Below are 22,316 nucleotides of genomic sequence, written 5' to 3'. Positions count from 1 at the left end.
TTATTAAGGGGGATACGATCGCGATCGAAACTTGGATACAAACTAAACGAAAAAATCTAGAGTTTCAGTTCAGCCATTATCCATTACCTATTACCTATTATCAACTATGAAACGTTCAGCTTGCCTAATTTTCAATCCCGTCGCTGGTAACAGCGACCCCCACCAAGACTTAGCTAGAATTCAGGAACTTTTAGAGCCTTTTATTGACTTAGACATTCGGCTGACAACCCCCGAATTAGACGCAGACCAAATCGCCCGCGAAGCAGTTGATAGAGGAGTTGCGGAAATTATTGCTTGCGGGGGCGACGGCACATTATCAGCAGTTGCTGGAGCGATTGTCGGCACAAATATTCCTTTAGGAATTATTTCGCGGGGAACGGCTAATGCTTTTGCTAATGCTTTAGATATTCCGAATACAATTGAAACCGCTTGCGCCACTATTTTTGGAGGGCTGACGCGGGTGGTGGATGCAGCGATTTGCAACGGTGAAATGCCGATGGTTTTGTTAGCTGGAGTGGGTTTTGAGGCGGAAACCGTCGAACTAGCCGATCGCGAAATGAAGAATCGCTGGGGAATGCTGGCTTACATTCTTTCAGGAATTAAACAGTTAAACAATTTAGAAAGATTTGAAGCGGAAATCGAAACCGAAGATAAAATTATCAGCCTTACTGCTGTGGCCGTAACAGTGGCGAATGCAGCGCCGGCTACTTCGATTTTAGCTCAAGGCCCGGCAGGGATTGTTTTTGATGACGGCTTGCTGGACGTGACGCTGGTGGCGCCTGAGAATAAAGCTGGGGCGATCGCAGCTTCTTATCACCTTTTGCAAACAGCTTTGAGCGGCAATCCTACGGATCGCGACGACATCGGTTATTTGCGGGCAAAAAAAGTAAAAATCAGTGCCGATCCGCCTCAAAAAGTGGTTGTAGACGGCGAAATCATTGGCATGACTCCGGTTTCTATTGAGTGCGTTCCGGGAGGTTTAACTATTTTTGTACCGCGAGTTGAAGAAGAACCCGTGGTAGAAAAACTCACCGGTTTAGCGGACATCGAAATTACATTGAAGCCCTCAACGTAAAATTTTTAGCGACACAAACAATAACAAAGACCGCGCGGGCGGTCTTTGTTTTTTAGGCGTCTAAAATTTGGCGAATGCGGCGCTCCAAACGTTCGAGATCGAGTCCACCTTCATCGCGGCTGATGCGGCGCACGGTTACGTTAACATTGCTCAAATCGGCAAGCAAATCTTGCAGGATTTCTTGTTGCTGCCGAGCTTGAGTTATTTCGCGCGGTTCCTGCACCAAATCGCGAACAATTGTATCTTCCGCGCGCGAAGCAACGATCGGGTCTACTTCGCCGTCTACGTGCACAAAAGTGCGCCGACCAGGCCCCCGTTCTTCTTCAATTGGTATTACTGCTGTTACTCGATCGGAGCGTACATATTTGCCAAATCCCAGGTGGACTAAGACAGAAGATTGTATTTTCATAGATAGCAAGTTTTATTTGTTAGTTATCTATATTTTAACTTTTTAAAATCGGATATGACAAATCAATTAGAGCTATTATTACTACAATGTATGTCGGTTTTTTCGATGTTTTAGAGTTGTCAATTTTTCTAAAAGATGCTAAGCTAATTAACTGGATATAACTTACCAACCGTGGGTCAGAAACCGGGTTTTTTACGAAAAGACGCGCTCCTACCAGCAGATTTGGTAAAAACCCAGTTTCTTTGGTCGAAGTGCGTAAATCCTGTTACCATAAAATTCAAGCAGTTTGCGATCATCGCCCGCAGCGCATTTCAGGGACACAGCCTACCGATTCTAGATTTGAGCATTACTTCCACGGAAAAACAGGAAAGCCTAAATCATGCTAATTAGTCTCGACTTAGTTATCAGTATCCTGACTACAATTCCCTTCGGCACCATCAAAGACAAGTTTCAGCGCAACGAAAGTGTCATCAAAATCTTAAAAAGATTTAACCTCGACCCCGATGCTCCGCCCGCAGATTTTAGCGGAGTTTATGTTTATACTTTAGTAGAGTACGGCGCTGGCAAACCCAAGCAGATTTTAGAACTGTTTCGCCAAAAAGAGATTGAATCAGCATTTCGCAAAGCTTTCGAGTCCGATAGCCCAGCCATTTTAATTCAAGCAGGCGACGACTATCTTAATGAGAGTGCTTTAGGCAAAGAAATTCGAGATTTAGGCATTGACCCCAGACGGGAATTTATGGCATTTGCCGCCGTGTTTATGGAAGTAGCAAAGCGGACGCGGACGCTGGGAGATGTGATGATGGGAAATTCGATCGCATCTTTGCAAAAACGCCTATCTTTGGTAATGGATCGCATCGAACGCCTGCCCACTATCGAAGGAATTCGCACCGAGTTTGCACGACTGGAAGCCGAAGATTATCCCGCACTTCCCGCCGCAGCATCAACTAATATTCAAAAGTCTCAAGCTTTTATTTTATCACAACAAGTTCGCGGGTGGTTTGAAACATTAAGTTATAAGTTTGAAACCTATCAAATCTCGCAAGATAACTATTTTGAATGGATTATCAATGTTCCTGTCAGACGCAATCGGTACGATCGCATTTTAGTGCGCGGAATAGCCGGAGAAGCCGGACTCAGAGACATCTCAGCCCTGCGCGAGTCGGTAGAAAAACAGCGCACCGATGAAGGGTGGTTAGTCACCGCCCGCCGCATCAGTCGCGCGGCGCGGGATGAAGTAGAAAAAGATGAAAATCGCGATTTAGCTTGTTATACCTTCGATGAATTACTCGACCAAGATGCCGATTTTACCGCTTATCTGAATTGGCTAGAAACAGAAATTACCAGCCGAGGAATTGATACCAAATATGTGCCGCTAGCTTGTACGAAAGAAGAAATCGACCCCGATACTCACCGCAAGATAGGCGTGAGTCATTATGGCGATCGAGATGGCTGGATCGAAGGTTATCTTGACCTGTGGTTGAATGACCCAGTAAAAGAACATATTTCAGTTTTAGGAGAATTTGGAACTGGAAAAAGTTGGTTTGCGATGCACTATGCTTGGATGGCGCTGCAACGCTACCGAAATGCTCAAAAGCGGGGATTAGAACGTCCGCGTTTGCCGTTAGTAATTCCTTTGCGAGATTACGCCAAAGCAGTTAGTGTCGAGTCGCTATTTTCCGAGTTTTTCTTTCGCAAGCACGAGATACCTTTGGCGGGTTATTCGGCCTTTGAACAACTTAATCGCATGGGTAAATTTCTGTTAATTTTCGATGGTTTTGATGAAATGGCCGCTAAGTGCGATCGGCAAGAAACCATCAACAACTTCTGGGAACTAGCAAAAGCCGTCGTTCCCGGCGCAAAAGTCATCCTCACTTGCCGTACCGAACACTTTCCTGAAGGCAAGGAAGGACGGGCATTGTTCAATGCAGAACTGCAAGCATCAACAACCATTTTAACAGGCGAAATTCCCCAATTTGAAGTCTTAGAATTAGAAAAATTTAACGACGAGCAAATTAGGCAAGCGCTGTCATTTCAAACAGAAGCGGCGACAGTAGAAAAAGTGATGGGAAACCCGCAACTATTGGATTTAGCGCGTCGCCCGGTGATGACCGAGTTAATTTTGGAAGCATTGCCCGATATTGAAGCTGGAAAACCAGTCGATATGTCGCGGATTTATCTGTATGCGGTGCGGCGGAAGATAGAGAGAGATATCAAAGCTGAACGTACTTTTACTTCTGTAGCAGATAAGCTTTACTTTTTGTGCGAACTGTCTTGGGAAATGCTGTCTACCAACCAAATGAGTCTCAATTATCGCGGTTTTCCCGATCGCATTCGCAGCTTGTTTGGTTCAGTGGTGCAAGAAGAAAAAGACTTAGACCACTGGCATTACGACATGATGGGTCAAACGATGCTAATTCGCAATGCTGATGGCGATTATACTCCGGCCCACCGTTCGTTATTAGAGTTTTTTGTCGCTTATAAATTTGCAGCAGAATTGGGAGTTTTGGCCGCAGATTTTACCGAATTAGTTGCGCCCGAACAGTCTTGTTTAGATCCTAATGCAGCGCCTCAAAAATATACTTGGTCTAATTATTGTCGATTGCAAGCCCAGAAGAGAAATAATGGTGAGCTTATTGCGCCTTTGAAAGGATTTGCGACGGAAGATTTAGGACAACTCCGTCAGAGTTTCGGACACGCGCCACTGACAAAAGCAGTGATGGATTTATTGTTACCAATGGTAGGGGCGGTGTCCTCGTGCCGGCCTTGCCTCGATGTAGCGGTAGCTACGGAGGAATTATTGGAAATTCTGGAAGCAACGCGGGGAAAAACTGAAAGTGAGGTAGGTTATGTGGGAGGGAATGCGGCGACGCTGTTGGTGAAAATCGATCGCACTGCGTTAGAAACAAAAGACCTGTCTCGTGCGGTTATTTTAGGTGCTGATTTTACAAATGCGACGCTGCGTCGCGTCAACTTTGCTGAAGCTAATTTGGCTAATTCTGATTTTACTAAAATCTTCAGCAGCGTGCGATCGGTCATATTTAGTCCCGATGGCAAACTGTTAGCTACAGGTGATACTGATGGCGTAGTTCGCTTGTGGGAAGCTGGCAGTTGCAGAGAAATATTGACCTGTAAAGGACATACCAACGTGGTGGAGTCAGTCGCCTTCAGTCCTGACGGTGAGATACTTGCTAGCGGGAGTTATGAAAATACAATCAAGTTATGGGATGTCAAGACTGGTGAATGTTTAAAAGTTTTGCAGGGACATACCGGATCGGTAATGTCAGTCACCTTCAATCCTGATGGAAATCTACTCGCTAGCGGGAGTTTCGATTGCACGATCAGGTTATGGGATATCCGCACAGGTGAATGCTGCAAAATTTTGCAAGACCATACTAAAGTTGTATTTTCAGTTGCTTTCCATCCTGCTGGTGAGATACTTGCCAGTGGAAGCGGCGACACAACAGTAAGGCTGTGGAATGTCGGTACTGGTGAATGCCTCAAAATTTTGTACGGTCATACTAAAAACGTGTTTTCAGTAGCTTTCCATCCTGCGGGTGAAATACTTGCTAGTGGCAGCAGCGAAAAAACAGTGAAACTGTGGGATATCAGTAGCGGTGAATGTCTCAAAACTTTGGAGGGACATGGCGATCGAGTACGGTCAATAGCCTTCAGTCCTTCGGGCGAAATACTCGCAAGTGGAAGTCACGATCGAACTGCAAAGCTGTGGGATATCCGCACTGGAGAATGCTTGAATACTTTGCAAGGACATAGCAATCAAGTAAGGTCAGTCGCCTTCAGTCCAAACGGTGAAATACTTGTTAGCGGTAGTTACGATAAAACGCTGAGGCTGTGGGATATCGACAGCGGTGAATGCTTGAATACACTGCAAGGGCATCGCAATCAAGTAATATCGATCGCCTTCAGTCCAAACGGTAAAATACTTGCTAGCGCCGATGACGAACAAACTGTCAAGCTGTGGGATGTCAGCAGCGGTGAGTGCCTCCAAATTTTGCACGGGCATCTCGATCGGGTAAACTTAGTTGCCTTCAATCCTTCGGGTCAAATACTTGCCAGCGCTAGTTATGACCAAACACTGAAACTGTGGGATATTCGCAGTGGTGAATGCCTTCATACTTTGCCAGAATTTGGCAATGAAACACGATCGATCGCCTTCAGTCCAAATGGTGAAATACTTGCGAGTGCAGGTTATGACCAAACGGTGAGGCTGTGGGATATCGGTACTGGCGAATGCCTCAAAACGTTGCACGGACATAACAATTATGTATACTCGGCTGCTTTCAGTCCTTTGGGCGAGATATTTGCCAGTGAAGGTTTTGACGGAACGGTGAGGCTGTGGGATATCCATACTGGTGAATGCCTCCAAATATTGCAGGGGCATACGGATTGGGTACGCGCGATCGCCTTTAGCCAGAACGGTGAAATACTTGCCAGTGGAAGTATCGATCAAACAGTAAGAGTATGGGATATCAACAGCGGTGAATGCCTCAATATTTTTCACGGGCATACTGATTGGATACGTTCAGTTGCCTTTAGTTATTCGGGTGAAATAGTTGCTAGTGGAAGTGTAGATGGAACGGTAAGAATATGGGATATCCGTACAGGTGAATGTCTAAAAATTTTGCAAGATCATACCAGTAGAATTAACTCAGTTGCCTTCAGTTCAAATGAAAAAATTATTGCTGCTTGTAGTCGGGATGGCACAATTATGATTTGGGATATTGAGACTGGTGAGTGCCTCAAAATACTCAAAAGTGACAGACCTTATGAAAACATGAATATTGCAGGAGTTACGGGTTTAACGGAAGTTGAAAAAGCCACGCTCAAAGCTTTAGGGGCTGTTGAAAATTAATCATCGCAAAGGAGGAATTATGCAGTCAGCAATACGGATTACAACCAAAGTTCTTGCAGGAAATAAACTGGAAATTCAAGTGCCGCCTGGATCTGTAGGTGAAGAGGTTGAAGTGTTTGTGATTATACCAGAAAAGCCTCAAGGTGGGCGACGTAAAGTGTTGGCATTGTTGACAGAAATCCGCAGCCGTCATGTTTCCAGAACTGTTGAAGAAATTGACCGGGAACTAGAAGAAGAAAGAAACTCATGGGACAACTAAACCTACCAACCTCTTCTACAATTTACTTGGATACACAAGTCATTATTTACACCGTTGAAGCTAACTCGAATTACTATTCGCTTCTTCAACCCTTGTGGCTGAAGTTTCAAACAGGTGAAATTGAACTCATGACCAGTGAATTGACGTTACTGGAAACCTTAGTTTTCCCTCTAAAAAATGCTAACACTATCTTAGTCAGTGACTACGAACAACTTTTATTATCCTCAGATATACAGCTAGTTCCCATCACTCAATCTGTACTGAGAACGGCAGCTAATTTAAGGGCTAATACCCATCTCAAAACCCCTGATGCTATTCATGCTGCGACAGCCATCACTGAAGGCTGTACGCTGTTTCTCACCAATGACAATGGATTTCGTAATGTTCCAAATCTATCTGTTGTCATCCTGAGTGATGTTTTGGCATCATAATCATAGGCGATCGCATTCCCAAAAGAATGCTATTTTTCCCTTTGGATATATCTGAAAACCTGTTCAACCGTCAGGTTGAGTTCGGGGAACGCAGATGATAAAATACGATGATAGGACTTACCCACGAGTAGTCAGAAACCGGGTTTTTTCGACAATACTTCGTTGAAGCCAGCAAAAACAGCTAAAAACCCGGTTTCTAACGTAGCCTACTGACTAAATTGCTGAGCGTAGTAGCCAGCATAGCGATCGCCCTTTTCCAGCAACTCCTCGTGCGTGCCAGATTCGACAATTCTGCCTTTTTCCAAAACTAAAATGCGATCGGCTCTCCGCACAGTAGCCAAGCGGTGAGCGATAATAAATACCGTGCGATCGCGCATCAATCTTTCCAGCGCCTCTTGCACTAAACCTTCGGATTCCGAATCCAGCGCCGATGTAGCTTCATCCAAAATCAATATTCTCGGATTAAGCAAAACTGCACGGGCGATCGCAATTCTTTGTTTTTGTCCCCCAGATAAATTTACACCCCTTTCTCCTACCCAAGTTTGATAGCCGTCAGGAAACTCACTAATGAATTGATGAGCGTTAGCAATCTCCGCAGCTTTTTGAACATCTTTCAGTTGATAATAAGATTGACCGAAAGCGATATTTTGAGCAATTGTACCGGAAAATAAAATCGTTTCTTGCGGTACAATTCCGATTTGCCTCCGCAGAGTATTTAAGGTGACATCTTGAATATCAATACCGTCAATTAAAATCTGTCCCGCTTGCGGATCGTAAAATCTCGGTAACAAGTTTACTAAAGTAGTTTTACCCGCACCCGATGCACCCACGAGAGCAATCATTTCTCCGGGAAGCACCAACAAACTCATGTTTTGCAGGATGGGTGTCTCTGAGTTATAGGCAAAATTAATATTGCGGTATTCGACTTTGCCAGTAACATGGGGAAGTTCGATCGCCCCAGGCTTTTCGACTACTGTTGGTTGAATTGCTAATAGTTCAAAAATGCGATCGCTAGAAGCTTCTCCCTGCTTAAAATCCCCGTAATTAGCAGTTGTAATAGCGATCGGATCAATTAACAGTGCTACTCCTGCGATATAACTGATAAATTGAGTACCTGTGAGATTTCCTTGAGAAATTTGCCAACCTCCCAGGAAAAAAAGCAAAATCACGCTCATCGCTTCCAGAAAGCCAACTACAACGAACTGAAGTGCTTTTACTCTTTCTGACAAATACTTAGCGCGGCGGTTTTGTTCTGCTTCTTCTGCAAAGCGGGCAATTTCGTAGTCTTCAGCCACAAATGCTTTGATTAAACGAATGCCGCTGAATACTTCTGTCAGCAAAGCGGATAAATCAGAAATACGATTTTGACTTTGCCGCGAGTAACTTAGTAGTCTTTCACCAAACCAGCCAATTAAAATAGCCATCAGCGGTGCAATAATTAATGCACCCAAAGTTAATTGCCAGTTGAGATAAATCATATATCCCAGTACGGCAATTAGCTGCAAAATACAAGGGATAAACTGATGAAAAAATTTATTTACTACTTCGCCAATGCGGTCAATATCTTCTGTGAGGCGGTAGGATAAGTCTCCGGTTTTGGCAGTTTCAAAGTAGCCGATATTGAGTTTTTGCAGGTGAGAGTAGACTTTTTTGCGAATTTCTAAAGCAATAGTCAAAGCAGCTTTGGCCATCAGCGTATCTTGACCGTACTGGGCTGTACCGCGAAGTAGAAATATAATGGCGCTGAGTGCAGCAATTTGAGCGAACCCTTGTAAATCTCCTTTTCCTATAAATTTGGCTGTTTCGCCAACTAGCCACGCTATAATTGGCCAAAATATGGTAAATACTACAGTACAAGCTAATGCTTTACCGATCGTTTGTTTTTGGGGACGGAGGTAGGGTAAGATTTGCCAGTATGTCGATCGAGTTTTCAAGATATTTTGCCCTCGCAAATTCTGTTTTTGGGAATCTCTGCAAGAATATTCAAACTTCGATCCCCCCTAACCCCCCTTAATAAGGGGGGGACAAGATTATTATTCAAAGTCCCCCTTAAGAAGGGGGATTTAGGGGGATCTCTGCGTCACTCATTGCGTAAGTCATAGAGATATCTGAGCCAGAATATGATAACAGCGATCGGGCAAATCTCAACAATCATTCTTCACCCAAAGCATCCGGGATAGAAAGGTCACGGATTCATCTGTGGGGTTCATTGTCCAATTCTTCAATCTAAAATCTAAAATCTAAAATCTAAAATCTAAAATCATTCTTGACCGTCGGCATGAGTAGCCTGTACTTTAGACCCCGCGACAACTTGCCCCCGAAAGACGGCTGACTGTCCGGGTGCAAGAGTAACTGGTTCAGCGTAGATAAATCCGTTGTCAATTAAATTGCCTGACTCGTCCAAAACTTCATAATTGACTTTGACATTCTTGATTATTTTGCAGCCTTGATTAAGGACTTGACCGCTGAAAAAGTTGCCGTCATAATTAGTCGCCGCAATAGACACTTTCGCAGCAATGTTGGAACCGGGAATGCAAGTTTGGGAAGTCCCTAAAGATGGCTGTTTCTCGCATAACTTGCCTAAGTCTACTGTTTTGCCATCGGGGGTTTTCATGTAGCAAAATGGCTCGTCAATTTCGGAGTTTTGGGCAATTGTATTTTTAGAGTATGCAATCAAAGCGCGAGCTGAAATCGGGGCCATTAGCAAGGTCGATAAAGCTACTGTTAAATGTAAATTAATCATGCTTTTTTCGGCAATTTATGAAATAAATTCTACAATATAATGCAGCTAAAATTTAGGCTAGCATATCTATAGGTATGGCGCGTCGCGCTCACGCTGCATTGTGCTATGATAAGGCATCAAACTTTATAAAGTAAAGTAAAGTCATGGTCGTTACTCAAGATAACCCAGAATAAAAAACGTTAGAACTGATCGTATTGTTCTTGAGCAGGAAAGGAGAAAGTGAAAGGAGAACCTTTGCTCCTATCGATTGTGAACGTTACTCAAATTGAAGCTCCAGACGCCATCTTTTTACCACTCAATCCCCAGAGTACATATAAGAATAATTATCATTGGCTCGTCCCTCCGGAGAATGAGTCACCGATTGTGCAAATTACGCCGAAATTATTACAGCTACGTCCCTCTGTTGGTGTCTCTGCTAAAAAAATTTATAAGGTTGGTGCTGATACCCCCGTCGTTGTGGTAGCAACTGTCAAAGATGGCTTAGCCATGATGGAAAAAGCAACTTGTCAGGATGGGGAATACCCCGATGGGACAGTAGGCGGTGCTGGATTTCCTGTAGAAGTGTATAACAATGGCGATGCTAAAGAAAATTACGCAGAACTAGAACTACTTTCTCCACTACATCTTTTAAAACAGGGCGATCGCTATCAGTATACTGTGCGTTGGAGTCTTCATCAACTGCTTTCAAGTGATGTCAATGCTATGGCAACACGCGACGCTATTGAAAAACTCCTAAAAGGGAAGTGATGGACGGGTACGGTCAAAAGTTACTCTGTTCTACCTGATCGCACGCCTGGAATTTTGAGGCGGGTACGGTAAAGACCATTACTTGCAGTTCGGCAATTGCATTTTTCAAGTAAACTCGGCGAGATCGGGGCTGTAATCTTTAGCCGATATCAGATGCCAATTGGTATTACCAACTAGCCTTAAGACCTGCTCGTGATACTGTACCAAAGTCGGACGGTGACCGACACTGATAAAGGCAGTTCCTGTTTCTTTGAGCAACTGATAGAGCCGTCTCTCGTTAGCCACATCCAATGCACTCGTTGATTCATCCAAAATAGCGTAGCGAGGTTTAGTCAGCAGTAGGCGTGCAAATGCTAACCGTTGTTGTTCTCCTAGTGACAAAACATCAGCCCATTCCAATTCTGCATCAAATCCACCTACCCGTTCTGGCAAATGGGAAAGATTGACTTGTTCGAGTATTTCGTGCAGTTTTTCATCAGTAACTTGACCGCTGGTGTTGGGATATAGCAATTGGCTGCGTAAGTCCCCTAGCAACATATAAGGCCGTTGGGGCAAAAACAGCGTTTCCTCCGGTTTAGGACGGACAATGCAACCCGTACCCGCATTCCACAATCCTGCGATCGCTCGCATTAACGAACTCTTGCCAGCGCCAGAAGGTCCAACAATCAAGACGCTTTCACCCTGCCCCACCTTGAAAGATAAATCTCTAACTAAGATTCGCTCATAGTTAGGCGTCTCTAAGGTAACCCCTTCGAGGGCTAGATAGTGCTGTTCCACAACATCAATCGTTGCCATGCCGGCTCGAGGTGCTGCCATTTGCTCGGACAGAACCCGATCAAATGTTCCTAAACGATTAATCTGAGTGGTAAAGTTAGTTAGCATATCAAAATTCTCGGCAATAAAGCCCAGGGCACTTAAAATAGACACAAACGCTCCAGAAGCTTGCGTTACCTGCCCAAAATCTATCTGACCCGCAAAGTATCGAGGAGCTAAAAAAACTATAGGTAAATTTGTAAATATCATCCCGGTTCCTTGAGTAAAGAAACCAAGGTTACGCTGCAAGACAATCAGGTTATTAAAATTATTCAAAACTTCATTAAATCGCTGTGATACTGCACTAAATTCACGCTTTTCACCTCGGTAAAATGCAATGGATTCACTATTGTCTCGAAGATGAACCAAACTATAGCGAAAATTTGCTTCTCGTTGTAACTGATTGAACTTTAATCTACTTAATCTCTTACCTATAAAGATAGTTAAAACAGTTTTAAAAGTAGCCAGTATAAATACAACTAAAGTCAGTGCCTTGTCAATTGTAAAGAGAACGCCGAGAAAAGAAATTATTGTGACAACTTGGTTGAATAATAATCCCCAAATATCAATATTTTGCTTAACAAACAAATTAACGTCTTCAGCTAAACGCTGATCGGGATTATCAACCTTATCATTGAACTTAATTTTGTAGAAACCTTGATTGCTAAAATATTTCTTCAGTAAGTGATTCGTTAGCCACTTTCGCCAGTAGAGTTGCAGTACATTTTGCGAATAGAAGAAGAAAACCATAATGGGCGTGAATATGGCAAACAGACCCAATAGCATCAGCCACATCTTATAGAAGTCTGAAACATTCTTTCCCGTGACTGCATTCATCAAGTCCCGCATAATATAGCTCTGGACTATGCTCACAGCATTGAAACCTAGCATTAATAACATTACGAGGGCGAACAACCCCCTAGCTCCCCATTTTTCTCTGGAAAAGAAGTAGGGGTTTACGATCGACCAAAACTGCTTTATCGACTGCTTCAATTGATTCATCTTTTCTTATGGGTAGGAAAAATTGTGCTTTGGTGGAAACTACCTGTAGCGGATGGGGCAATTCTCATCGTTCTTGTCCATCAGCGACACCTGGTAGGGGTGATGCTCCCGTGGTACTTGCCTAATGATGCTCGAATAACTTCATGATTTCTATCTTAAGGTAGATGACACATCTTAAACACCAGTAATTTTACTGATTAAACGGAACTTACCCCGTGTGCGGGGTAAGTTCCGTCTGAAACCATTGCAAGGTGAGACTTGCCCGGAGCCTCCAAGTCTTTTACCTGACTAAAACCTCTTACAACCCTTATGTGGCGGGGTTTTTACTTAAATTCATCAGAGAACAATACTCTCGCCCTAAATATTGAGAAAATCTTAAATACATGACTACGGTTTGTCGGCAGTCAAGTCGCTAAAACCGAGACTGGACAAAGAATACAGCCCCCAGAACTACCCCCGCAGGGGGTAAGTGCTGATTTAAAATTAGTAAAGTTGCTTTAAGCTGTTGGGCATCTAAATTGTATTTTTGGGCGGGCTAGAAGCCCACCCCACAAGAATTAGATGCACGGGCTAGGAAAAACGGCGAACAAGCATTAAATACGCACCTGGCGAGATTATCTAATACTCGGCTTCCTATTCCTAAGATTCTGCGCTCCGGGAATTTTTCGGCTGGGACGGCGAGTGTTCAAATTACTCGCAGTTCGAGCATTCAAAGCATCAGCAGAAGGTATCAAACCCAAGTCTTGCAAAATTTCAACAGCCGCCCTTTGTCCAGTTTCGCAACCGCCTTCCATGTAACCTTGATTTTCCAGCGAAGTGTGTTCTCCGGCAAAATATAAATTGCCAACTCGTTCGCCTTCAACGCCGTACATTTGCGTCCACTGTCCGACTAAATAGCAGGAATAAGAACCTTTAGAAAAGCGTTCTCCCGGCCAATAAGCTCGCACAGCTTTGCCCGATCGCAAATTTCTCACTCCGGGAAAAACTCTTTCAAATTGGTTCAAAAATCTTTGTGCTTGGTCTTCGGGAGTTCCGGCACCGATCGACAAACCCTGCTTTCCTCCTGTAAAATTAGTAACTAAACCGTTAGGAGTAGGAGCAAAAGGCGTAGCTTCCCAGGTATTCTGGAATCCTAAATCGCTATAAACAGAAGCAGTCGATCGATAAGGTTCCCGCCAAATTCGGCTGCGGTAGCCGGTAATTAACTTAGAATTAGTACCGTAACCCAACTGCTCGATCGCCCTGCGCTTTGGTTGGGGCAAAGGTACGTTAATTTTAACGTCTCGCAGAGTGCTGAACGGCAAAGTTAACAAAACTCGCTCGTAAGTGCGCTCGAACGCGCTTAGTCCCGATCGCAAATTTACCCGATAGCGGCCATCCGGCAAAAGAGTAATCGCTTCCAAAACCGTCCCCGCCTCGATCGAACCAGACAATTGACCCGCCAAACGGTTGATAATTTGACTGTTGCCGCCGTCAATTTGATAACGCTCATCGCTGTTGCCGTACAATTCAAAACTGCCAGGTTCAGAACCGATTAAAAACAGCAGATTTAACGCCGACTGTTCTTCAGGATCTCGACCGTATTCAGTCGTGTAAGCAATGCGGAGTAGCTGCCGGACAATCGTGCTAGTCTCAGCTTGGTCTACATATTCAGCGATCGAAAGATTGTCCAATCTTTCCGCTGCTTCTGTAAAATCTTGATAGCTAATTTCATCGCCAACCGCCTCCAAATCAGCAGTAATTTTACTCGCTAGTGGCGCAAATTCCGCGATTATTTGCTCAAGAGAAAAGCGGCGCCCTTGAAAGAAAAAAGTATCCTTCACCAGTCCACTCTGCACTTGGGCTAAGTCGATCGCCCGCAAACCCAATTCCGTCGCCAGCGAGATTAAATTAGTGTGGCCGGTGTCAATAAATTCTCCCCCCAGATCCGCCGGAATCAGCGTTCCAGCCACCTTGGGAATAGTGCGAATCCGCCCCCCCACGCGATTCGTTGCCTCGATTATATCGGCGCGCACGCCCGCTTGGCGCAAGCGATAAGCCGCCGTCAAACCCGCAATCCCTGCACCCACAACCAAAATGGGCGATCGTCCGCCCTGTTGAGCTAAAGCTCCCCCTCCCTCCCTGGTAAAAGTCGCAGCAGCGACAGCCCCCGCAGCAGCTAAGCCCCCGTGCAGCAAGCGGCGCCGAGATATGGCAGAATTGGGAATGCGATTCCCTACGGGATAGCTTCGCTTCACGCTCAGCATCCCCAGCAGTTCATCAGCCGGAATGCCCGTTTCCCTTGATTTCTGAGCAATACTCGCAGCGCGGCGCAGCATTGCCATCAGTGCAGATTTAGCCATAATTAAGACATCCTCACAAAACAAAACTTTGATGTACACTGGATTCTCGATCGTGCACTTTCCAGACTAAAGTCCAGAGAGATTTTTTTAATAATGCTAACCCTCAGAACACTGTTCGACAGCAAATTTTATCTCGAAAACAACCCTGATGTCGCCGTAGCAGTTGCCAGAGGCACGGTATCGAGTCCCTTCGATCACTACCGAAAAATTGGCAAATTTGAAAATCGCGACCCGAATGCCTTGTTCGACGCCAGCTATTATTTAGACACCAATACAGATGTAGCGGTATCAGCCAAACTCAATGGCTTTTCAGCAGCCGATCACTTTATTAGATTCGGTCAATTTGAACGACGCAACCCCAACCCTTTCTTCGATGTTGGTTTCTATTTAGCAAACAACCCAGATGTTCAGACAGCAGTCCAAACAAATCAATTTACCCCTTTTGAACACTACTTCAAAGCCGGTCAATTAGAAAACCGCAAAGCTAGCGTTTTCTTCGATCCCAGCTTTTATCTAGAAAAATATCCGCTGGTAGCAGCCGCAGTCCAAAGCGGCGCAGTTAAAAGTGCGATCGACCATTACATTCAATTCGGTCAACAAGAAGGATTGTTGAGCACTCTCCCCGATCCTGCAGACAATTTGAACGCAGCAAAAAGCCTGGGCATTCTCACAGAAATTCAAACTGCGAGCGATTTTGTGGGAGATGCAGAAACCGCCGACATTTACAGTTTCATCCTCAATACTCCCAGCCTTTTCAGTGTAACTGTTGACGGTTTGAGTGCAGATGTTGATGTTGAATTAATTCAAGATCTCAACGGCAACGGCGCAGTTGGATTAGACGATCTTATTGCTTCGTCTAACAATTTAGGCACGGCTTCAGAAACAATTGTCAGCAATGGGCCTTTACCTGCGGGGAGTTATTTTGTCCGCGTTTCTCAATTTCAAGGCGATACAAATTATGACTTGAGATTGCTAGCCTCTCCCTCAGTAATACCGCCCCAATTATAAAATCAAAATAACGTATATAGCAAGCCTAAATCAGTCAAACAAACCCCGACTTCTCCTCACTTATCCTGTCTTCCTGCGAGGTCTTTGCGCCTTCGTGGCTCGTAAAAAAACATCTGGTTCACAAATGATTTAGACTTGCTATAAAACAGGCTGCAAAAAAGGCGAGCGACAATTTGCCCAGGTTTCACTTATTAGTTGCTGGCCCACTGGGAGAAGGCAAAGATTGAACAGGTGCCGGAGGCCAATTAGAGCGACTTCTGCTTAGAGTAGTAGACACCAAAGCATAGCCCAAAATAGCAGGAAGCACGATCGCACTCATAAACACGATCGTCGCAGCCCAAGTCATCGCATTCGAGATCGGGCCGTAATGAGTGCGGTAAGGGTCAAACATGGGTAAATTAGGCATCGGGGCATCCCGCAGCGCGATCGGACGTTTGAACCGCACCCGCCTGTCGTCTAGCTTTTCGAGCAAAATCCAGCCAACTTCCGCCTCTTCCTGGCATAGCTTGTGAAAAATCGCAGGATTGCGGAACAAATCGTTGCTAGCCCGCACAATCTTGTACTCCCAAACCGTCAAATCAACAGAATTGGGTTCAGACTTGGGATTGCTATTGGATCGCGCATTTTCAGGCGCATTAAAATTATCTTCTTGAGATTCGTACCGAGTCAAAACTTCCTCCTCCTCATCGCATTTTTGCCCCGCATCCAATTGCTCGTGGTTCACCAAAAAACCCACAAGCGCAGCCTCCAAGCCGAGACTGCCAATCATCAAACTCCAAATCAGAATTGCAACCATAAAAGGAGTTAAAAGTTAAAAATCAAAAACTCAAAAGACTCGCTTTTAACTTTCAATCTTTAACTTTTAAATAGCCTTCTACCACACAATCTGCACCAACTGTGCGCCAAGAAACCCGCTCTAAAGTCAAAGCATCAGTCATTGCGGAAAAGCCCAAATCTCCTACAGGAGTTGGAGCACCTTTACCACCGACAATTTTAGGAGCAATAAAAGCCATAATTTTTTGAACTGCACCCTCAGCAATTGCCCTCGCGGCTAAAGTGCCACCGCACTCCCAGAGTACAGAAAGAAAAGATCGATCGTACAAATAAGCCATAACATTAGTCGGTGTCAGAGGCGAGAGCTCCACAACTTCCACCCCTTTGGCGATCAAAAATTCCTGAAATTCCGGGTTAACCCCAGGCTCAGTCAGCACCAAAGTAGCCGCCACAGAGGTTTCCCACAACCAAGCCGACTTCGGCAAATCCAAAGTGCGGCTCATCACCACCCGCAAAGGATTATTCCTATCAGGCTTGTGACTCGTCAGTAGGGGATTGTCCAGACGCACCGTATTTCCCCCAACAATCACAGCATCGCAGCCGACGCGCACCCGGTGTACCTCGCTCCGAGCCTCCTCGCCTGTCACCCAAGCGCTGTGGCCGCTACTGGTAGCAATTTTACCGTCCAAAGTCATTGCATATTTCAAAATTCCAAAAGGCCGACGGTACAAAATCCGGTGCACAAAAGCCTCGTTGAGTTTCTGGCAAGCTTCCCCTTCCACTCCCGCCACCACTTCAATGCCAGCCTCTCGCAACCGGGCTAGCCCACTTCCAGCTACCAAAGGATTCGGATCGACCATGCCAGCCACTACTTTTGCCACCTTGGCCTTAACTAAAGCTTCGGAACACGGAGGAGTCCGGCCGTAGTGGTTGCAGGGTTCCAGGTTCACGTAGACAGTCGCTCCTGCGGCGAGTTCCCCCGCTTCCCGGAGCGCAAAAACTTCGGCGTGAGGTTGACCGGCACCGGGATGAAACCCTTCGCCGACAATCTTGCCGTCTCGGACAATTACAGAACCGACAAGGGGGTTGGGTGCGGTTTTGCCGAGAGCACGGCGAGCCAATTCTATGCAGCGGCGCATCATGGCTCGATCGAACTCTTCAACTTCGCTGTTTTCCAGTTGTTTTGTACCTTGCTGCTGTCCGTTAGTTAAGCTGGCGATCGTTTTAGCGTGCGCCGGAAAAGTTTCCATAGGATTTTGGTATTATATCTATCCCTGAGTGTACTGAACTTTGATGCTAATTTTGGCTGCGATCCGACGATCGATTGCGGCTGGGGCAAACTGTACGTTACCACTGAAGATATAGCCTTTCTCAGTAACATGAGGTGAGCATAGGGCATAGGGCATAGGGCATAGGGCATAGGGCATAGGGCATAGGGCATAGGGCATAGGGCATAGGACTCGGCCCCATACCTCATCACGGTTGAGAACCGCTATATTGCACCATTCTCAATTAGCCTTTTATGAACAGGCCGGAAAGCCTGTTACTGACAAGGGTGCAAGATGTGAGTTAGCAGGAGTGAAAAGCAATTTAGGGCGATCGACCCGCACGCCCGATCGCATAGCTTTAAGATTAAGAAACAATAGCAGGCGCTTGAGAAAACCATGAGTCAGGAGATGAAGCGGGAATTTGCCAGCCGCGACGAATTAATTGCCTACGTGCGTGAACAGTTCCCCGAAGCCGCCGGCCGGGACAGCAGCGTACCCCCAACCCCAGGCGGGCGGAAAGCAGCCGAGACAGCCCTGCAACAAATTGACCCCGGCAAATACGCCTCAACCCGCAATTTCCTCAACGGTGCGGTAACGCGCTTGTCGCCCTATTTGCGCTACGGAGTTTTGAGTCTTGCGGAAGTCCGGGATGCCGTACTGGAGAAGGTGCGGCATCCAGAAGAGGCCGTAAAACTCGTCAACGAGTTGGGTTGGCGGGATTATTGGCAGCGACTGTACGCCGAATTGGGCAAGGGCATTTGGCAAGACCGGGAACCCTACAAAACTGGTTACACTGCTAAAGATTACAGCGAAACTCTGCCACAGGATGTCGTCGAGGGCACGACTGGTTTGGTTTGCATCGACAGTTTCAGCCGCGAGTTGCGAGAAACTGGTTATTTGCACAATCACCACCGGATGTGGACTGCCGCTTATCTCGTACACTGGCGCCGCGTGCGTTGGCAAGCCGGAGCTCGCTGGTTTTTGCAACATTTGCTAGATGGAGATCCGGCGAGCAATAATCTTTCTTGGCAGTGGGTAGCAAGCACTTTTAGTCACAAACCTTATTTTTTTAATCGGGAAAATTTGGAGCGTTACACTAAGGCGGTTTATTGTCGCGATTGTCCTCTGTATGGGCAATGCGATTTTGAGGGAACTTACGAATATTTGGAAGGGCAGTTGTTTCCTAATGGAGAAAAGGTCGATCGTAGCGGCGGTTCTAAAAGTTGGCAAGGCTCTAAAAAAGGTAGCAGAAATTAAAAAGTTAGTTTTCAGTAGTTAGTTTTCAGTAGTTAGTTGTCAGTAGTCATTAGTCATTAGTCATTAGTCAGTAGTCAACAGTTAACAGTCAACAGTCAACCGTCAACCGTCAACAATTACCAATTTATGAACAATCCGATTATTTGGCTGCACGGCGACTGTTTGAGTCCTGAAGGCCCGGCTTTTCAAGCGCACCCACAGGCACCGGCAATCTGGGTTTGGGATGATGCGCTCATTGATGAATGGCAGTTGAGTCTCAAACGAATGGTGTTTATTTACGAATGTTTGCTGGAGTTGCCGGTAGTTATTCGGCGGGGCGATGTGGCTGCAGAAGTTATCGCTTTTGCGATCGAATCCGGCGCTAATCAAGTGGTAACTACCGAAAGTCCCAGTCCTCTGTTTCAGGATATTTGCGGAAAAATTAAGCGATCGCACCCAGTAGAAGTTTTGCCACCAGAACCCTTTGTCCGCTACGATGGTTACATTGATTTGAAGCGTTTTTCTCGCTATTGGCGCGTCGCTGAAAAATATGTTTTCTAATTGTAATTGGAAATAGGAAATAGGAAATAGGTGTTCTTTTCTCTTATTCCCTCTTCCCTCTTCCTTCTTCCTGAAATCCGTTACATCCGTTACATCCGTTACAGAATCCGTTGCCGAACTTCCTTCTTCCTTCAACTCCCCTTCAAACGCTCCAACAGCCATTGAAATCTCGATGCCGCCAAATCTGGATTTTCGACATTTTGCGGGATGCCTTCCTCGCCGTCGGGATCTTCATATATTAAACCATCACTATCATCGCCGAAGCGTTTGACTGTACCCCGCAGTCTGGACGACAGAAATTTGGTAATCGCCCGATAAAACCGCAGGGAAAAAAGCACGTCTTGCTCGAGTTTTTCAGTTAGCAGTCGCCGGGGAATTGACAGGATGAGGCACTCTTCAATTGCCGTGACGCTAGCAGAAGGAAGCCTCCCGTCTACAAAAGACATTTCCCCTAACACTTCCCCGGAAATAATTTTTCCAATTTCTTTGTCGCCCAAAGATGATACAGAAACGCTCAAAGTTCCCTCCAGAACTATGTACAGGGCGTCTAAGGGCTTACCTTCGGTGATCAGGGTTGTGCCGGGGAGGACTTGGGTGCGGGTGCCGTTGGCGAGCATCCAATCGATGTCGCGATCGCTCAATTCGCCTAATATCACTAGAACTTTGCTCATAAAGTCAGGTTGAGATGAGATACTTTGTATTTTTTTACTTGTTTAGTTGCGTGCAGTTGTTAGATGGTCAGACCCTGAGCGAAAGCGAAGGCTAAACTTTACAAATAGAAGACTAAATTTTACACAATTTTCATAAAATTCAGTAATTTTGACACGATCGAGCCACAAATATTTCTCGGATCGGTGGTATTATTCTACATTAATTGTCAGGGACTGTGCAGCAGCCGATCGCGTTGTATTAACTGCACTTGCTTTGGACGGCGGGGCTGCCAAGACTGTTTTGAAAGCTTGTTGTCTCTTGGTTTCGACTCCGTGCGCCCTCAAAAACCGGGTTTTTCCGGCGTGGCTGCAAGTGCAGCGCCCCCAAGTACAGTATTGTAGAATGCAAGCGAGACGCGCGATCGACCCATCAATTAAACAGGATTAAGAATGGAATCATCCCTAGGATTGATTTTTTGCCGATCGATCGGTAAATTAAAATTAGCCTCTAAACCCACCGTCCGTTCTTGAATCTAATCAGCTTGAGAGTTGACTATTCAACGGTAAAATGGCAATCTAGGAACAACACAACTCATATTTGTGTCTTTTTTTCCCAAAGCTCTCGACGTTCTCCCTCAAACACTTACACTTTTAACACACCCTTCATTGAGGAGTTGCTATGAATAGTCTATTTTCCAAGTCTACTTTTGCGTTAATAAATCTTGCAGCTTTAGCTGTTTGTTGCAGTACCATGTCAGCGAAAGCTGAAACTGGCAACTTGCCCGATGTCGCTACAACTGCAACAATCGCAGCTCAAAATATTGACCAAACTTCTGAGCCTGCGGCAACTTCAGCAGTTAAACCCGACGCAGAAACAACGTCTAGTAATAAAAAAATTGATTCAATCAGTTGGAGCGAACTAACAGAAGCGGCAGAGCCAGCAGCCTCTGAACCGGCCGCCAACTTGCAAGTATCTATTGCTGCACCCGAAAAATCGGAAGCAGCAATATCTGAAATTGCTGAGACAGAAACAGCGCCAAATACCTCCATTGCTGCTGAGACCCAAAAGTCGGAAGAAACCGCTAAAATTGCTGACAATGGTGTCAAAGTTGAGTCAACAGTCGAGACTGCCAAAAAGAGCGATCGACCTAGCTCAATTGTTGCCCAAAGCAATAATCTTGAAGTAACAGCAACGAAGGAAGAAAAAGAAGTCCAAACAGCACAAGAATTGTTGAGCAATCCTGTCAGCACTTCCGCCTCAGCTTTGACAAACCAACCCAAAGTTGCTGAAAAACCGGCAACTGTCTCGGAACCAACTGAAAAAGTAGCTCAAGGAACTCAAATCCGACCAGGCCGAGCTACCCGTTCTGGACCCAGCTACATCGGCATTGGCGGCAATGTAGGTTTTGGCGGAGATTCAGCCTTAGGCGACGGTTCATTTGCGATTATTAGCAAAATCGGTTTGACGAACAATTTGTCGGTGAGACCGACTGTTTTGTTGCGCGACAACTTAACTCTTCTAGTTCCCGTTACCTTCGATTTTGTATCTCAAGAGACCGTCGAAGTCAGCGAGGATTTTGTGATTAGTGCTGCTCCCTATGCAGGTGCTGGCGTGATAGTTACTACCGGAGATGACGGTAATTTTGGCTTCCTGATTTCGGGGGGTGTAGATGTGCCGCTGACGAGAAATTTAACAGCAACAGCGGGATTGAATATTGGTTTTGTTGACGGAGCTGACGTGGGATTGTTAGTCGGTGTCGGCTATACGTTTCCGAATATTGCCCGGTAGTGTTGCTGTTTGAGCAAACCCAGGACAAATAAATAAATAGGCGCGGGGTTGGCTGTAGGAATACAGTCAACCCTTTTTGATGATGGAAAATCTGCCTATGCGATCAAGGTAGGGTACGCCATAAGCAGAGAGCGCCGAGATTGATTTTTGTGAAAGATATAATGATGGTGCGATCGTACTTTCTCACCAACCACCCGAAAAAACCGTGACCAAAACAGAAATCTTAGCAGCACTCAAAAATCTGACAGCAGAAGAACGCCTAGGGCGTCGGTTCAGTATTAGGAGTTGACAAAAAAAGGAATTTATGAAATTAGCCAGTGCATGAGTTCGACTCTA

18 protein-coding genes are annotated in these 22,316 nt (G+C 45.5%); 10 read left to right on the top strand and 8 right to left on the bottom strand.

All coding sequences use genetic code 11. The features are described 5' to 3' along the window. Positions 1 to 106 precede the first annotated feature (106 nt). Positions 107 to 1,075: a YegS/Rv2252/BmrU family lipid kinase gene (locus QUA03_RS07720; RefSeq protein ID WP_333211015.1), complete on the top strand. Its 969-nt coding sequence runs from the start codon at positions 107 to 109 to the stop codon at positions 1,073 to 1,075. 52 nt (positions 1,076 to 1,127) lie between these two features. Here QUA03_RS07720 and QUA03_RS07715 read toward each other — a convergent pair whose 3' ends face one another. Beyond that, complete coding sequence (locus QUA03_RS07715) at positions 1,128 to 1,484, bottom strand: hypothetical protein (RefSeq protein ID WP_333211013.1); 357 nt, start codon at positions 1,482 to 1,484, stop codon at positions 1,128 to 1,130. 379 nt (positions 1,485 to 1,863) lie between these two features. Here QUA03_RS07715 and QUA03_RS07710 point away from each other — a divergent pair, with 379 nt between their 5' ends. The 3 genes from QUA03_RS07710 to QUA03_RS07700 are packed head-to-tail and all read left to right on the top strand — an operon-like array spanning position 1,864 to position 7,047. Next, positions 1,864 to 6,357, top strand: a complete 4,494-nt coding sequence (locus QUA03_RS07710; RefSeq protein ID WP_333211012.1) for a WD40 domain-containing protein — start codon at positions 1,864 to 1,866, stop codon at positions 6,355 to 6,357. A 19-nt stretch (positions 6,358 to 6,376) separates the two neighbouring features. Then, a complete protein-coding gene (locus tag QUA03_RS07705) occupies positions 6,377 to 6,616 on the top strand; it encodes a hypothetical protein (protein ID WP_333211010.1) in 240 nt (79 codons plus the stop codon). 26 nt (positions 6,617 to 6,642) lie between these two features. Beyond that, positions 6,643 to 7,047 (top strand): PIN domain-containing protein, encoded by a 405-nt coding sequence (locus QUA03_RS07700; RefSeq protein ID WP_333211008.1) that lies wholly within the window; start codon positions 6,643 to 6,645, stop codon positions 7,045 to 7,047. 206 nt (positions 7,048 to 7,253) lie between these two features. On the opposite strand, the gene QUA03_RS07695 is transcribed toward QUA03_RS07700, so the two are convergent. Both QUA03_RS07695 and QUA03_RS07690 read right to left on the bottom strand, forming a co-directional pair. Then, positions 7,254 to 8,981, bottom strand: a complete 1,728-nt coding sequence (locus QUA03_RS07695; protein ID WP_333211006.1) for an ABC transporter ATP-binding protein — start codon at positions 8,979 to 8,981, stop codon at positions 7,254 to 7,256. Between the two features lie 326 nt (positions 8,982 to 9,307). Then, on the bottom strand, positions 9,308 to 9,790 hold the full coding sequence (locus tag QUA03_RS07690; protein ID WP_333211004.1) for an FxLYD domain-containing protein: 483 nt from the start codon (positions 9,788 to 9,790) through the stop codon (positions 9,308 to 9,310). A gap of 219 nt (positions 9,791 to 10,009) precedes the next feature. Here QUA03_RS07690 and QUA03_RS07685 point away from each other — a divergent pair, with 219 nt between their 5' ends. Continuing rightward, complete coding sequence (locus QUA03_RS07685; RefSeq protein ID WP_333211002.1) at positions 10,010 to 10,537, top strand: hypothetical protein; 528 nt, start codon at positions 10,010 to 10,012, stop codon at positions 10,535 to 10,537. 105 nt (positions 10,538 to 10,642) lie between these two features. Here the strand turns inward: QUA03_RS07685 and QUA03_RS07680 are convergent, their stop codons facing one another. After that, positions 10,643 to 12,352, bottom strand: coding sequence for an ABC transporter ATP-binding protein/permease (locus QUA03_RS07680; RefSeq protein ID WP_333211000.1), 1,710 nt, complete (start codon positions 12,350 to 12,352; stop codon positions 10,643 to 10,645). Positions 12,353 to 12,966: 614 nt separating this feature from the next. Then, the gene (locus tag QUA03_RS07675; RefSeq protein ID WP_333210998.1) at positions 12,967 to 14,694 is read right to left on the bottom strand and encodes an NAD(P)/FAD-dependent oxidoreductase; all 1,728 of its coding nucleotides are present in this window, start codon (positions 14,692 to 14,694) and stop codon (positions 12,967 to 12,969) included. 93 nt (positions 14,695 to 14,787) lie between these two features. Between QUA03_RS07675 and QUA03_RS07670 the strand changes: the two genes are divergently transcribed. Then, positions 14,788 to 15,702 (top strand): PPC domain-containing protein, encoded by a 915-nt coding sequence (locus tag QUA03_RS07670; RefSeq protein WP_333210996.1) that lies wholly within the window; start codon positions 14,788 to 14,790, stop codon positions 15,700 to 15,702. Between the two features lie 184 nt (positions 15,703 to 15,886). Here QUA03_RS07670 and QUA03_RS07665 read toward each other — a convergent pair whose 3' ends face one another. Both QUA03_RS07665 and ribD read right to left on the bottom strand, forming a co-directional pair. Then, entirely contained in the window at positions 15,887 to 16,498 is a 612-nt protein-coding gene (locus tag QUA03_RS07665; protein WP_333210994.1) for a hypothetical protein, read from the bottom strand. Between the two features lie 52 nt (positions 16,499 to 16,550). Further along, on the bottom strand, positions 16,551 to 17,726 hold the full coding sequence (ribD, locus tag QUA03_RS07660) for a bifunctional diaminohydroxyphosphoribosylaminopyrimidine deaminase/5-amino-6-(5-phosphoribosylamino)uracil reductase RibD (protein ID WP_333210993.1): 1,176 nt from the start codon (positions 17,724 to 17,726) through the stop codon (positions 16,551 to 16,553). Positions 17,727 to 18,140: 414 nt separating this feature from the next. Here ribD and QUA03_RS07655 point away from each other — a divergent pair, with 414 nt between their 5' ends. Further along, entirely contained in the window at positions 18,141 to 19,001 is an 861-nt protein-coding gene (locus QUA03_RS07655; protein WP_333210991.1) for an FAD-binding domain-containing protein, read from the top strand. 126 nt (positions 19,002 to 19,127) lie between these two features. After that, positions 19,128 to 19,541 carry a hypothetical protein gene (locus QUA03_RS07650; RefSeq protein ID WP_333210990.1) on the top strand — a complete coding sequence of 138 codons (414 nt, stop codon included), beginning with the start codon at positions 19,128 to 19,130 and terminating at the stop codon, positions 19,539 to 19,541. A 131-nt stretch (positions 19,542 to 19,672) separates the two neighbouring features. On the opposite strand, the gene QUA03_RS07645 is transcribed toward QUA03_RS07650, so the two are convergent. Further along, positions 19,673 to 20,212 carry a cyclic nucleotide-binding domain-containing protein gene (locus QUA03_RS07645; RefSeq protein WP_333210988.1) on the bottom strand — a complete coding sequence of 180 codons (540 nt, stop codon included), beginning with the start codon at positions 20,210 to 20,212 and terminating at the stop codon, positions 19,673 to 19,675. A 148-nt stretch (positions 20,213 to 20,360) separates the two neighbouring features. On the opposite strand from QUA03_RS07645, the gene QUA03_RS07640 reads away from it, so the two are divergent. Beyond that, positions 20,361 to 20,639 carry a hypothetical protein gene (locus QUA03_RS07640; RefSeq protein WP_333210986.1) on the top strand — a complete coding sequence of 93 codons (279 nt, stop codon included), beginning with the start codon at positions 20,361 to 20,363 and terminating at the stop codon, positions 20,637 to 20,639. A 231-nt stretch (positions 20,640 to 20,870) separates the two neighbouring features. Further along, a complete protein-coding gene (locus QUA03_RS07635; RefSeq protein ID WP_333210984.1) occupies positions 20,871 to 21,980 on the top strand; it encodes a hypothetical protein in 1,110 nt (369 codons plus the stop codon). Positions 21,981 to 22,316 lie beyond the last annotated feature (336 nt).

It is taken from the genome of Microcoleus sp. S36b_A4 (assembly GCF_036700645.1).
In the GTDB taxonomy this organism is placed as follows: Bacteria; Cyanobacteriota; Cyanobacteriia; order Cyanobacteriales; family Microcoleaceae; genus Microcoleus.
Note: the sequence above shows the minus strand (reverse complement) of the source record. Positions and strands in the feature narration are given on the sequence as shown.

Coding starts and splice junctions, on each gene's coding strand:
- QUA03_RS07720 (WP_333211015.1), top strand. CDS start 107: ATGAAACGTTCAGCTTGCCTAATTTTCAATCCCGTCGCTGGTAACAGC.
- QUA03_RS07715 (WP_333211013.1), bottom strand. CDS start 1,484: ATGAAAATACAATCTTCTGTCTTAGTCCACCTGGGATTTGGCAAATAT.
- QUA03_RS07710 (WP_333211012.1), top strand. CDS start 1,864: ATGCTAATTAGTCTCGACTTAGTTATCAGTATCCTGACTACAATTCCC.
- QUA03_RS07705 (WP_333211010.1), top strand. CDS start 6,377: ATGCAGTCAGCAATACGGATTACAACCAAAGTTCTTGCAGGAAATAAA.
- QUA03_RS07690 (WP_333211004.1), bottom strand. CDS start 9,790: ATGATTAATTTACATTTAACAGTAGCTTTATCGACCTTGCTAATGGCC.
- QUA03_RS07680 (WP_333211000.1), bottom strand. CDS start 12,352: ATGAATCAATTGAAGCAGTCGATAAAGCAGTTTTGGTCGATCGTAAAC.
- QUA03_RS07675 (WP_333210998.1), bottom strand. CDS start 14,694: ATGGCTAAATCTGCACTGATGGCAATGCTGCGCCGCGCTGCGAGTATT.
- QUA03_RS07670 (WP_333210996.1), top strand. CDS start 14,788: ATGCTAACCCTCAGAACACTGTTCGACAGCAAATTTTATCTCGAAAAC.
- QUA03_RS07665 (WP_333210994.1), bottom strand. CDS start 16,498: ATGGTTGCAATTCTGATTTGGAGTTTGATGATTGGCAGTCTCGGCTTG.
- ribD (WP_333210993.1), bottom strand. CDS start 17,726: ATGGAAACTTTTCCGGCGCACGCTAAAACGATCGCCAGCTTAACTAAC.
- QUA03_RS07655 (WP_333210991.1), top strand. CDS start 18,141: ATGAGTCAGGAGATGAAGCGGGAATTTGCCAGCCGCGACGAATTAATT.
- QUA03_RS07650 (WP_333210990.1), top strand. CDS start 19,128: ATGAACAATCCGATTATTTGGCTGCACGGCGACTGTTTGAGTCCTGAA.
- QUA03_RS07645 (WP_333210988.1), bottom strand. CDS start 20,212: ATGAGCAAAGTTCTAGTGATATTAGGCGAATTGAGCGATCGCGACATC.
- QUA03_RS07635 (WP_333210984.1), top strand. CDS start 20,871: ATGAATAGTCTATTTTCCAAGTCTACTTTTGCGTTAATAAATCTTGCA.